This window comes from Ruegeria sp. BHSC276 (genome assembly GCF_059612945.1).
The window spans coordinates 638,414-651,242 of record NZ_JBXWRP010000003.1; the positions used below are offsets into that span (position 1 = coordinate 638,414).

At 62.7% G+C, this 12,829-nt stretch carries 9 protein-coding genes and 2 tRNA genes; 7 read left to right on the top strand and 4 right to left on the bottom strand.

What is annotated here, in order from left to right; all coding sequences use genetic code 11:
- Positions 1-3 precede the first annotated feature (3 nt).
- Together AC2FMD_RS06840 and yghX are read left to right on the top strand one after the other, a co-directional pair.
- Positions 4-1,473, top strand: a complete 1,470-nt coding sequence (locus tag AC2FMD_RS06840; RefSeq protein WP_496740595.1) for a carboxypeptidase M32 — start codon at positions 4-6, stop codon at positions 1,471-1,473.
- A gap of 63 nt (positions 1,474-1,536) precedes the next feature.
- Positions 1,537-2,433: a YghX family hydrolase gene (gene yghX, locus AC2FMD_RS06845; protein ID WP_496740593.1), complete on the top strand. Its 897-nt coding sequence runs from the start codon at positions 1,537-1,539 to the stop codon at positions 2,431-2,433.
- 39 nt (positions 2,434-2,472) lie between these two features.
- On the opposite strand, the gene gyrA is transcribed toward yghX, so the two are convergent.
- The gene (gene gyrA, locus AC2FMD_RS06850; RefSeq protein ID WP_496740870.1) at positions 2,473-5,172 is read right to left on the bottom strand and encodes a DNA gyrase subunit A; all 2,700 of its coding nucleotides are present in this window, start codon (positions 5,170-5,172) and stop codon (positions 2,473-2,475) included.
- A gap of 223 nt (positions 5,173-5,395) precedes the next feature.
- On the opposite strand from gyrA, the gene AC2FMD_RS06855 reads away from it, so the two are divergent.
- The 5 genes from AC2FMD_RS06855 (at position 5,396) to AC2FMD_RS06875 (ending at position 11,515) form a co-directional block, all read left to right on the top strand.
- Positions 5,396-5,665: an usg protein gene (locus tag AC2FMD_RS06855; RefSeq protein WP_149774447.1), complete on the top strand. Its 270-nt coding sequence runs from the start codon at positions 5,396-5,398 to the stop codon at positions 5,663-5,665.
- 318 nt (positions 5,666-5,983) lie between these two features.
- On the top strand, positions 5,984-7,438 hold the full coding sequence (zwf, locus tag AC2FMD_RS06860) for a glucose-6-phosphate dehydrogenase (protein ID WP_496689101.1): 1,455 nt from the start codon (positions 5,984-5,986) through the stop codon (positions 7,436-7,438).
- Positions 7,435-8,106: a 6-phosphogluconolactonase gene (gene pgl, locus AC2FMD_RS06865; protein ID WP_496711400.1), complete on the top strand. Its 672-nt coding sequence runs from the start codon at positions 7,435-7,437 to the stop codon at positions 8,104-8,106. Before zwf ends, pgl begins: the two co-directional genes overlap by 4 nt.
- A gap of 3 nt (positions 8,107-8,109) precedes the next feature.
- The gene (gene pgi, locus AC2FMD_RS06870) at positions 8,110-9,720 is read left to right on the top strand and encodes a glucose-6-phosphate isomerase (RefSeq protein WP_496740591.1); all 1,611 of its coding nucleotides are present in this window, start codon (positions 8,110-8,112) and stop codon (positions 9,718-9,720) included.
- A gap of 175 nt (positions 9,721-9,895) precedes the next feature.
- The gene (locus tag AC2FMD_RS06875) at positions 9,896-11,515 is read left to right on the top strand and encodes a long-chain-fatty-acid--CoA ligase (RefSeq protein WP_496794822.1); all 1,620 of its coding nucleotides are present in this window, start codon (positions 9,896-9,898) and stop codon (positions 11,513-11,515) included.
- A 21-nt stretch (positions 11,516-11,536) separates the two neighbouring features.
- On the opposite strand, the gene AC2FMD_RS06880 is transcribed toward AC2FMD_RS06875, so the two are convergent.
- From AC2FMD_RS06880 to AC2FMD_RS06890, 3 genes are all read right to left on the bottom strand, one after another.
- Positions 11,537-11,611: transfer RNA gene (locus tag AC2FMD_RS06880), tRNA-Asn, on the bottom strand.
- 139 nt (positions 11,612-11,750) lie between these two features.
- A tRNA-Asn gene (locus tag AC2FMD_RS06885) sits at positions 11,751-11,825 on the bottom strand.
- Positions 11,826-11,898: 73 nt separating this feature from the next.
- On the bottom strand, positions 11,899-12,810 hold the full coding sequence (locus tag AC2FMD_RS06890; RefSeq protein WP_496794823.1) for an MBL fold metallo-hydrolase: 912 nt from the start codon (positions 12,808-12,810) through the stop codon (positions 11,899-11,901).
- Positions 12,811-12,829: the final 19 nt, after the last annotated feature.

The following is a 12,829-nucleotide window of genomic DNA, read 5'->3' on the forward strand; positions in this document are numbered from 1 at the left end:
CCAATGAGTGCATTCAATGACCTGATGGCCTTTCAGCGCGAGACCGAGGCGCTGGCGCAGATTTCAGGCCGCCTGGGCTGGGACCAGGAGACTGTCATGCCGCGTGGCGCCGTCAACCAGCGTGCCGAGGAAATGGCTGCGATCGAAGCCGTCCTGCACGCGCGCCGTTCGGATCCGCGTGTGGCCGAGTGGCTGGAGAACGCCCATGCCGACACCGAGGTCGGCCAGGCGCAGCTGCGCGAAATCCGCCGTACTTACGAGCGCACGATAAAAGTGCCTGCTGATCTGGCCACGGCCATCGCCCGCGTGACCTCGGCCGCGCAGGGCAAGTGGGCACAGGCCCGCGCCGACGAGGACGTGCCCGCGTTTCTGCCGGTTCTCGAGGAGGTCGTGGCGCTGAAACGCGAAGAAGGCGCGGCTCTGGCCCAGGGCGGCGATGTCTATGACGCGCTGGTCGAGGACTATGAGCCGTACACGACAGCCGCCCAGATCGCCGACATCTTCGACGCCATGCGCCCGCGTCTGGTTGCGCTGCGCGCGGCTGTGCTGGACCGGCCGTCCCCTGCGGGCGTGACCGGAACGTTCGACGAAGCGGCCCAGATGAAGCTGACGCAAAAGCTGGCGGTCACTTTCGGGTACGACCTGAAACGGGGGCGGGTGGACAAGGCCGTACACCCGTTCTGTTCGGGCAGCGGCGACGACGTGCGCGTCACCACCCGTACCAGCGAAACCGACCCTTTCAACTGCTTCTACTCGACCATTCACGAGGTCGGGCACGCCTGCTATGAGCAGGGCATCGACCCGGCTTACGCTCTGACACCGCTCGGCCAGGGCGTGTCGATGGGCGTTCATGAAAGCCAGAGCCGCATCTATGAAAATCAGCTGGGCCGCTCGCGCGCCTTCACTGGCTGGTTGTTCCGGCAGATGACGGACACCTTCGGTGATTTCGGCATCGCGGATGAAGATTCCTTCTATGCCGCCGTAAACCGGGTGCACAACGGATACATCCGCACCGAAGCGGACGAGGTTCAGTACAATTTGCACGTCATGCTGCGGTTCGATCTGGAACGCGCCTTGATGTCGGGCGATCTGCAGGTTCAGGACCTCGAAGCCGCGTGGAACGACCGCTTCCATGCTGATTTCGGCTATGCGGTCGACAAGCCGTCGAACGGGTGCCTGCAGGACGTGCATTGGTCGGTCGGCCTGTTTGGCTACTTCCCGACCTATTCGCTGGGAAATGTGTACGCAGGCTGTCTGTACCAGACCCTGCGGGCGGCAGTTCCAGGTCTGGGTGATCAACTGGCACAGGGCGATACCACTGCTGCGACCGGCTGGCTGCGCGAGCATGTTCAGCAGCATGGCGGTCTGTACGCACCCCGCGAGGTGATCCGGCGGGCCAGCGGTCAGGAGCCGAGCCCCGAGCCACTGCTGGACTATCTCGAAGAGAAATTTGGCGAACTCTACGACTTGTAAGTTTCTTGATCCGGGGTGAACGGTTAAGCTGGTATTGGCGTTGCCATCGCGGAGGACCAGCCAATGACAGGAACTGCCCGAAAGAAAGCCAGTGATTTTGACCCTCGAATCCTAGAGATCTTCGACGGTTATGTTCACGGCAAGATGACAAAACGGGAATTCATCGCGAAAGCCGGGCGGTACACGGCCGCCGGGGTCACAGGAGCGATGATCCTGGAGCAATTGCAGCCCAACTATGCCTGGGCGCAGCAGGTTGCGCCGGACGATCCCGATATCGAAACCGCAATTGTCGAATTCGAAAGCCCTGACGGACATGAGGGAACAGGCGGGCTCATGGTGCGCCCCTCCGCCGCGGAAGGTCCATTGCCAGCGGTGCTGGTCGTGCATGAAAACCGCGGGCTCAATCCCTATATCGAAGATGTTGCGCGCCGCCTTGGGAAATCCGGGTTCCTAGCCTTCGCACCCGACGGGCTGAGGCCTTTGGGCGGTTATCCCGGTACGGATGAACAAGGGCGGGAGACGCAAAAGTCGATGGATGCGGGAAAGCTGATGTCGGATTTTTTTGCGGCGTTCGAATTTTTGCGGGATCACCCGGGATCAACCGGAAAGGTCGGGGCGGTTGGGTTCTGCTATGGCGGAGGCGTGTGCAACGCTTTGGCTGTTGCGTATCCCGATTTGGCGGCGTCGGTTCCCTTCTATGGTCGCCAACCACCGGCCGAGGATGTTCCGGCGATTCAAGCACCGCTGATGATCCACTACGCCGGTTTGGATGACAGGATCAACGCAGGCTGGCCCGCTTATTCCGAGGCCTTGAAAGCCAATCAGAAAAAGTTCAGCGTCCATTTCTATCCGAACGTGAACCACGGCTTCCACAACGACACGACGCCGCGCTACGACGACGCGGCTGCGACCCTCGCCTGGAAGCGGACGCTGGTGTTTTTTGAAAACTACCTTAGTTAACAAAAAACCCGGCTCCGATTGGAGCCGGGTCTTTGTTTTTCACTCTGCGGAGCCTTCGTCATCACCCTGATCGGCGATCCGGGCGACACTGACGACCTCTTCACCCTTGCCGGTGTTGAACACCTTGACCCCTCCGGCGCTGCGGGACCGGAACGAGATGCCGTCGACCGGGACCCGGATCGACTGCCCCTTGGAGGTGGCCAGCATGATCTGGTCGTCGATTTCGACCGGGAACGAGGCCACCAGCGGGCCGCCCCGCATCGCCTTGTCCATCGCCGTCACGCCCATGCCGCCACGGCCGCGCACCGGATAGTCATGCGACGAGCTGAGCTTGCCCGATCCCTTGGCCGTGATGGTCAGAATCAGGTTCTCGGCCGCCGACATCTCGGCATAGCGTTCCTGCGGCAGGATGCTGTCAGCATTGCCGCCATCCTCGTCGGTCTCAGTATCGTCGGTCACGCCGGCCATCAGGCGACGCATCTTCAGATAGGCGGCGCGCTCGTCCGGGGTGGCCTCGAAATGGCGGATCACCGACATTGAGACCACGCGGTCGCCCGCGTTCAGCCGGATGCCGCGCACGCCGGTCGATTTTCGCCCCTTGAACACCCGCACGTCAGTGGTGGGGAAACGGATCGCCCGGCCGGAATTGGTGACCAGCATCACATCGTCATCGTCCGAGCAGATGCGTGCGTTGACGAGTTCCACGCCTTCGGGCAGGTCCATCGCGATCTTGCCGTTGCGCTTGACGTTGGTGAAGTCGCTCAGCGCGTTGCGGCGCACATCGCCGGCGCTGGTGGCGAAGACGATCTGGAGGTTTTCCCATTCTTCATCCGGCACATCGACCGGCATGATCGCCGCAATCGAAACGCCAGTGGGAATCGGCAGGATGTTGACGATCGCCTTGCCTTTGCCGGTGCGCCCCGACTGGGGCAAGCGCCAGGTCTTGAGCTTGTAGACCATCCCGTCGGTGGTGAAGAACAACAGCTGGGTATGCGTGTTGGCCACGAAGAGGGTGGTGACCACGTCCTCTTCCTTGGTCTGCATGCCCGACAGCCCCTTGCCGCCGCGCTTTTGCGCGCGGAAATCGGCCAGCGGGGTGCGCTTGATATAGCCACCCGAAGTCACGGTCACGACCATGTCTTCGCGTTCGATCAGGTCTTCGTCCTCCATGTCGCCCGACCAGTCGACGATCTCGGTGCGGCGCGGAACGGCAAAGTTCTCTTTCACTTCGCGCAATTCGTCGGCGATGATGCCCATGATGCGTTCGCGCGAGGACAGGATATCCAGGTATTCCTTGATCTTGGCGGCCAGGTCTTCCAGCTCGTCCGTCACCTCTTTGACGCCGATCTGGGTCAGGCGTTGCAGGCGTAGATCAAGGATGGCGCGGGCCTGCACCTCGGTCAGGTTGTAGGTGCCATCGTCGTTCATCTTGGACAGCGGATCGTCGATCAGCCGCAGATAGCTCTCGATCTCGGCTGCGGGCCAGCGGCGGGTCATCAGCTTTTCGCGCGCCTCGGCCGCATCGGCCGAGGACCGGATCGTGGCAACGACCTCGTCCACGTTCGAGACCGCCACGGCCAGACCACACAGGATATGACTGCGTTCCCGCGCTTTGCGCAGGTCATAGGCGGTGCGGCGGGCAACGACATCTTCGCGGAAGTCGATGAAGCTGGTCAGGAAACGGCGCAGGGTCAGCTGCTCGGGGCGGCCGCCGTTCAGCGCCAGCATGTTGCAGCCGAACGAGGTCTGCATCGGCGTGAACCGGTACAGCTGATTCAGCACCACCTCGGGCGTTGCGTCGCGTTTCAGCTCGACCACCACCCGCACGCCGTTCCGGTCGGATTCGTCCTGAACATGGCTGACACCTTCGATGCGCTTTTCGCGCACGGCTTCGGCGATTTTCTCGATCATCGAGGCCTTGTTCACCTGATAGGGGATCTCGTCCACGATGATGGCATAGCGGTCCTTGCGCAACTCCTCGACGCGGGTCTTGGCGCGGATGATGACGCTGCCGCGGCCTTCAAGATAGGCCTTGCGCGCGCCGGACCGGCCCAGCATCACGCCGCCGGTTGGGAAATCAGGGCCGGGGATGTATTCGATCAGCTGTTCGCTGGTCAGGTCCGGGTCTTCGATCAGCGCCAACGTCGCGTCGACCACTTCGCCCAGGTTGTGCGGCGGGATGTTCGTCGCCATCCCCACCGCGATACCGCCGGCGCCGTTGACCAGCATGTTCGGGAACCGCGCGGGCAGGACGGTGGGTTCCTTGTCCTTGCCGTCGTAGTTGTCCTGGAAATCGACCGTCTCTTTCTCGATATCCGCCAGCAGGGCGGCGGCGGGCTTGTCCATGCGGACCTCGGTGTAGCGCATGGCCGCCGGGTTGTCGCCGTCCATCGAGCCGAAGTTGCCTTGGCCGTCCAGCAGCGGCAGCGACATTGAGAAATCCTGCGCCATCCGCACCAACGCGTCATAGATCGCGCTGTCACCGTGGGGGTGGTACTTACCCATCACATCGCCCACTGGACGAGCCGACTTGCGATAGGGTTTGTCATGGGTGTTCCCGGTCTCGTGCATCGCGTAGAGGATGCGCCGATGCACCGGTTTCAAACCGTCGCGCAGATCGGGGATCGCACGGGACACGATGACCGACATGGCATAGTCCAGATAGGACGTACGCATCTCGGATTCGATGGATACCGTCGGGCCGTCGTAAACCGGGCGCTCGGGCGGGGTTTCATCCATGTTTTCGGGGATTTCTGGCGTATCGCTCACGTAAACTGCCCGTTTTTTGTGCTGGGTCTATATCTTGTGGATGCATCTTATCAGACCCGGCACATAAGGTGCAAGCAAGCAGCGCAGATGCCGCGCGAATCTCGGGCTCGGATCTCTTAACATGTTGTTTTAATGAAATTTGAATGAGAATCATGCTAGGCTGAAGAGACCTTTTGAGAAATTGGAGGTCTGAATGAAGCAAACCGAAACCGAACTGATGCTGAAAGGGTACGGCCTGACGACGGCGGAATTCTTCTATCGCATGCCCGACTATATCCATGTCCTGAACACGTTCATCTGGCAGGACTACGACCTGGCGCCGGATCATCCCAAGCTGTTCAAGTTCATCGAATTCTGGCAGCGCGAGATCGAGGGGCCGCTGCATTCGGTCCGCTTCACCCACCGCAAGATGATTGCCCCCGGCGAGTGGCAGAATGTCGTAGGTGAATACCGGCTGAACTAGGCGCGGTCGCTGCAAGAGCCTGTGCCTTGGCGCTCTTGGGGGCTGGCCCCTGATAAAACGGGGCTGACCGGGACTTGCCTGACGTTTCGACGGCTTGTAGCGGTATTGATTGTTTTCCTTGGCCTGCTCGGAAAAGGCGATTTCAATTCTGGCGGAACCTGCAATTTCAGCGTTTTTTGGCTTCACGCGCCGCTGCAACACTGCGATTCCGACAGAAGTTTGATTGAACACGGATTTTCATCCGGACGTTTCAGAACGGTCGGGGAAATGATTGCGCTAACATTGGACATGTGCGTGTGGGCGGGTTAAGGACGCTTCATGGTTTCACGCGTCATACCTGTCGATCCGTTCGATCTGGTCATCTTCGGCGGCACCGGCGACCTTGCACAGCGCAAGATCCTGCCGGCCTTGTTCCGCCGCTACTGTGCCGGGCAATGGCATGAAAGCGTCCGCATCATCGCGGCGGCGCGGTCGGATTATGATTCCGACGCTTTTCGTGCGATCGTCGCGCGGTCACTGGCCGAATTCGTGCCAGAACACGCAGGGCAGGTCGACCTGCGCAGCGGGTTCCTGCAACGCCTGGACTATGTGCAACTGGACGCCGGGGCCGATTCCGGCTGGGACGTTCTGGCGCGTAAGCTGACCGACGATCGGATTCGGGCTTTTTATTTCTCGGTCGGGCCCAGCCTGTTCGGACCGCTGGCCGAGCGGATCCGGCAGCATGGGCTGGCCACCCCGCAGACGCGCATCGTGGTGGAAAAGCCGTTCGGTCACGATCTGGACAGCGCACGCGCGCTGAACGCCACGCTGGCTGCCTATTTCAACGAGAATCAGATCTATCGGATCGACCATTACCTGGGAAAGGAGACGGTCCAGAACCTGATGGCCGTCCGGTTCGGAAACATGCTGTTTGAACCGCTGTGGAACAGCCAGTATGTCGACCACATCCAGATCACCGTCGCCGAAACCGTGGGCGTGGACGGGCGCGAGGAGTACTATGAGCGTGCCGGCGCCATGCGCGACATGGTGCAGAACCACCTGATGCAGCTTCTGTGCCTGATCGCGATGGAACCGCCCGCCAAGTTCGATTCGGACGCTGTCCGGGACGAAAAGCTCAAGGTGATCCGCGCGCTGGACCCGGTGCAGCCGCATCACATCGTGCGGGGTCAGTATACCGGCGGCCCCGACGGGCCGGGCTATCGTGAGGCGGTGGGCAATCCGCGTTCGACGACCGAAAGCTATGTGGCGCTGCGGGCGCATGTCAGCAATTGGCGGTGGGCGGGCACACCGTTCTATTTGCGCACCGGCAAGCGGTTGGTGGCGCGGTCCTCGGTGATCAACGTGATCTTCAAGGACGCCCCGCACTCAATCTTCGGGGCTGCGGCCGGGCGGCATGCCAACACGCTGTCGATCCGCCTGCAACCGAACGAAGGCATCACGCTGAAGGTCACGATCAAAGAGCCGGGACAGGGTGGCATGCGCCTGATCGACGTCCCATTGGACATGAGCTTTGCCGAGGCACTGGGGCCTGAGAACCATCAGGCCCCCGACGCCTATGAGCGCCTGGTGATGGACGTGATCCGCGGCAACCAGACCCTGTTCATGCGCGGCGACGAGGTCGAGGCCGCCTGGGCTTGGACCGACCCGATCATCGCCGGATGGCAGGCGCGCGGCGACGTTCCCAAACCTTATGACAGCGGCAGCACCGGCCCCGGCGACGCCGAGCTGCTGATGAAACGCGACGGTCGCCAATGGCAGGGGATCAAGCCATGAACATTCAGGAATACGCTGACCGCGACATGCTGGCCATTGACGTGGCCAATGCGTTGGCCGGAGAGCTAGAGGCCGCACTGCTGCACAATGACGTCGTGGCCTTTGCCGTGCCCGGCGGTACCACGCCCGGGCCGATCTTCGACAACCTGTGTGCGGCCGACCTGGACTGGGACCGCGTGCGGGTTCTGCCCACCGACGAACGCTGCGTTCCGGCCGACAGCGACCGGTCGAACGAACGGCTGATCCGCGAGCGTCTGCTGACCAACCGCGCCGCTGCGGCCGAGTTCGTGCCGCTGTTCATTCCCGGCAAGGCACCCGAAGACATCCTGCCCGAGATCGAGGCGCTGATTGTCCCGGTTCTGCCGCTGTCGGTTCTGGTGCTGGGCATGGGCGACGACATGCACACGGCCTCGCTGTTCCCGGGGATGGCCGGGCTGGACGCGGCGTTGGACGGGGATGCGCCCCCGCTGGCGGTCGCCCGGCCGCAATCGCAGCCCGAGGCGCGCATCACGCTGACTGCGCCTGTGCTGAACGGGGCGTTGTCCAAGCATCTTGTAATTTTCGGATCGAAAAAGCGCGACGCGTTGGAGCGGGCCATGTCTCTGCCGCCCGAAGAAGCTCCGATTGCGGCGGTGCTGGACGGCATTACGGTACATTGGGCGGAGTAGGACATGCAGCTCGACAAACTCAGAACCCTTGCCGCGCAGGCGGAAGACACCCGAATCCTCGATCTGTTCGCGCAGGATCCCGACCGGGCGCAGAGATTCTCGGCCTCGACCGGCGATTTGCTGTTCGATTATTCGAAAACCCTGATCGACGCGGATATCCGCGCGGCGCTGATCGACCTGTGCGATCAGGCTGGTCTGGCCGAGCGGCGCGACGCGATGTTCCGGGGCGACAAGATCAACGAAACCGAGGGCCGCGCAGCGCTGCATACGGCGCTGCGCAATCTGGACGGCGGCCCAGTCGAGGTTGATGGCCAAGACGTTATGCCCGACGTTTTGGACACCCTGCAGCGCATGCGCGTGTTCGCCGAAGAAGTCCGGGGCGGAACGGCCCAGGGGGCAGGGGGGAGCTTTACCGACGTGGTGAATATCGGCATCGGTGGCTCGGACCTTGGGCCGGTGATGGCGACGCTGGCGCTGGCGCCCTATCACGATGGGCCGCGCCTGCACTACGTCTCGAACGTCGATGGCGCGCACATCGCCGACACGCTGCGAGAACTGGACCCGACGCGGACGCTGGTGATCGTGGCGTCCAAGACCTTTACAACGATCGAAACCATGACCAACGCGCGGACGGCGCGGGCCTGGATGCTGGACGGCGGGGGCGACCCGGCGCGGCAGTTTGCGGCCGTGTCCAGCGCCGTGGACAAGACAGCGGATTTCGGCATCCCGTCTGACCGCGTGTTCGGCTTTGCAGATTGGGTCGGCGGGCGCTATTCGGTCTGGGGGCCGGTTGGGCTGCCGGTGATGATCGCGGTGGGCTCGAACGCCTTTGACGCGTTCCTGCGCGGCGGACAGGCGATGGACGTGCATTTCCGCGCCGCGGACTGGGTCGAGAACATGCCGGTGATGCTGGCGCTGGTGGGCATCTGGCACCGTCAGGTGCTGGGCCATGTCAGCCGCGCGGTGTTGCCCTATGACCAACGGCTGCTGCGGTTGCCGGCCTATTTCCAGCAGCTCGAGATGGAATCGAATGGCAAATCGGTTGCCATGGACGGCTCGGCGCTGAGCGTGCCTTCGGGACCGTTGGTCTGGGGTGAGCCTGGCACAAACGGGCAGCACGCGTTTTATCAGTTGATCCACCAGGGCACCGACGTGATCCCTTGCGAATTCATGGTGGCCGCCGAAGGGCACGAGCCCGAGCTGGCCCATCATCACCGTCTGCTGCTGGCCAATTGCCTGGCCCAGTCCGAGGCGTTGATGCGCGGCCGGTCGCTGGAGGAAGCGCGGGCGCGCATGGCCGAGAAGGGACTGCAGGGTGACGAGTTGGAGCGTCAGGCCCGGCATCGCGTGTTTCCGGGCAACCGGCCCTCGACCACGCTGATCTATCCGCAGCTGACGCCCTTCGTTCTGGGCCAGATCATTGCGCTCTATGAGCACCGGGTGTTCGTCGAAGGCGTGCTGTTGGGCATCAACTCGTTCGACCAGTGGGGGGTTGAGTTGGGCAAGGAACTGGCAACCTCGCTGGGGCCGATCGTCGATGGCGATGCGGGCACCGAGGGCAAGGACGGCTCGACCGCCGCACTTGTGGCCTATGCGCTGCGGCACCGGGGCTGAAGCCCAGCAAATCTGACGACCTGCCGCAGCGGCAGGTCGCATTTCCTTATTGTCAGACAATTGAATGATTGGCAGGATCGGCCCCGAGGAGAAGCCCCGGGGCCGGCCACGCCGCCGTGCCGCCGGGCCGCAACAGACGCCGCATCAAGCCGGCGCGATGAATGGGAGGATGTCCATGCTGGGACAGATGATGACGCAGCCGCTGTTGATTTCGTCACTGATCGATCATGCTGCGCGCTATCATGGTCAGACCGAGATCGTGTCGGTCGAAACCGATGGAACCGTCACCCGGACGAACTGGGGTGAGATCGCTGCCAATGCCCGGCGCATGGGGTCGGCGCTGACCAAGCTGGGCCTGCAGTCGCAGGATCGGATCGGCACCCTGGCCTGGAACAACCGCCGGCATCTTGAGATCTACTATGCGGCCTCGGGCGCAGGATTCGTCTGCCACACGATCAACCCGCGCCTGTTCCCCGAACAGCTGGTTTACATCATCAACCACGCGCAAGACAGGGTGCTGTTCTTCGACGCCACCTTTCTCCCGCTGGTTGCCGCGATCCGCGATCAACTGACCGAGGTGAAGCATTTTGTCCTGATGGGGCCGCGCAACGAGGACGCGCTGCAGCAGATCCCCGGCCTGGAGTTCTATGACGAGTTAATCGAGACCGGCGACGCCGATTTCGAATGGCCCGTCTTCGATGAAAACACAGCCTCGAGCCTGTGCTACACCTCGGGCACGACCGGCCACCCCAAGGGCGTTCTGTATTCGCACCGTTCGACCGTTCTGCACAGCTTTGCGTCGAACACCCGCGACGTGATTGGGTATTCGGCGATGGACGTGGTGATGCCGGTGGTGCCGATGTTCCATGTCAACGCCTGGGGCTCACCCTATGGCTGCGCCATGTCCGGTTCGCAGATGGTGCTGCCCGGGCCGGACCTGCATGGCGAGGCGCTGGTGAACCTGATCGACACCTATGGCGTGACGCTGGCGATGGGGGTTCCCACGATCTGGCAGGGCCTGCTGGCGCATGCCGCCAAATGCGGCACAAAGCTGGAAAGCCTCGAACGTACGGTAATCGGCGGCGCGGCTTGCCCGCCCTCGATGATCAAGGCCTTCCGGGAAAAATACGGCGTCGACACCGTGCACGCCTGGGGGATGAGCGAGATGAGCCCGCTGGGCACCGCCAACATCCCGCTGGCCAAGCACCGAAAGCTGCCGATCGAGGAACAGCACAAACTGCGCGAGAATCAGGGCCGTCCGCCCTTTGGGGTCGAGCTGAAGATCGTCGATGACGATGGCAACGACCTGCCGCATGACGGAGTCACGCAGGGCGACCTGATGGTGCGCGGACATTGGGTGCTGGACAGCTATTTCCAGCTGCAGGATCAAGAGCTTCTGCAGGATGGCTGGTTCGCTACTGGCGATGTGGCGACGCTCGACCCGGACGGCTACATGACCATCCGCGACCGCTCCAAGGACATTATCAAGTCGGGCGGTGAATGGATCAGCTCGGTCGAGCTGGAAAACATCGCCGTAGCGCACCCGAAACTGGCCACCGCGGCGGTGATTGGCGTGCCGCATCCCAAATGGGACGAACGCCCGCTGCTGGTGGCCGTCAAGGCTGAGGGCGAGGACCCGTCCGAGGCCGAGCTGCTGGAGTTTTTCGACGGCAAGATCGCCAAGTGGCAGGTGCCGGACAAAGTGGTCTTCGTCGATGCGCTGCCACTGAATGCGACTGGCAAGGTTTTGAAACGCAAACTGCGGGACGAGTTCAAGGACGCCCTGAAGGGGTGACTTGTGCGGGTCTTTGAGAAATGGCTCCGGCGGTAGGGATCGAACCTACGACCAATTGATTAACAGTCAACTGCTCTACCGCTGAGCTACGCCGGAACGGTGCGCGCCGTATAGCAACCCGGTCCGGCGGCGTCCAGAGGTCGAAGCAAGTTTTTTTTGATCGATTTTCAGGTTGCGCGAACGCCGACAAAAGCGCGCCACGACGCGGATTTTAGAAGCGTTTTCGGGGAGATTTTGGCTCCGGCGGTAGGGATCGAACCTACGACCAATTGATTAACAGTCAACTGCTCTACCGCTGAGCTACGCCGGAACTGAGGCGGATATAGCAACCCGAATTTTCGAGGTCCAGAGGGGAAAAGCCGTCGATGCGAATTTTTTCGACGTCAGGCGACCGGGGCGAATTCAGCCTGAATGCCAAGCGCGCCGTTCGGGGCAACGCGCCGTTTCCCGGTCAGGTCGACCAGATGGGCGAAAACGTTGCGCTCGGCCGCGGGCAGCAGGGCAGGGGGCGTGTCGGAATAAATTCGTCGCGCCAGCTCCCGCGCTGTTCCCGGTGCCTGTGACAGGGCGTCAAGTATCTGTGCCTCGCGCGATTGCCGGTGCCCGATCAGCCAATCCAGCCGGCCTGCGGGATCGGTGATCGGCGCACCGTGACCGGCATGGAACACCGACCAGGTCCGGGCTCGTAACTTGTGGCAGGAGGCCATGAAGTCGGTCAGGTCTCCGTCGGGTGGAGACACCAGCGAACTGGCCCATCCCATCACATGATCGGCGGTGAAGCAGACATCGCCCCATCCCAGCGCGACGTGATTGCCCAGATGGCCCGGCGTGTGGATCACCTCCAGCGACCAGCCGTCCCCTTCGACCCGGTCTTGGTCGGCCAGTTCGATGTCGGGGCGGAACGTGGCGTCTATGCCTTCGCCGCCGCCGGCCATCCCCTGCGCGGCCAGTCGGGCCATGACCGGGCTGCGACCGGCCTCGGGGCCGCCGAAGGCCAGAATAGGCGCGCCGGTCCGCTTGGCCAGAGGCGCGGCAAGCGGAGAGTGGTCCAGATGGCTGTGCGTCACGATGATGTGGCTGATGCGCTGATCCGGGGACAATGCGGCCAGAATGGCCAGAAGATGGGACTCGTCGAGTGGGCCGGGGTCGATCACGGCGACGTCGCGGGTGCCGAGAAGGTAGGTGTTCGTGCCGCGATGGGTCATGGGCGACGGATTCGGGGCCACGATGCGCCTTAAGCCTGGTTGCAGCTGGACGGGAAGTCCGGGCTGCGGGTCGAATTCGTGGTCCGTCATCCGTCGTCGCCTCTTTCGC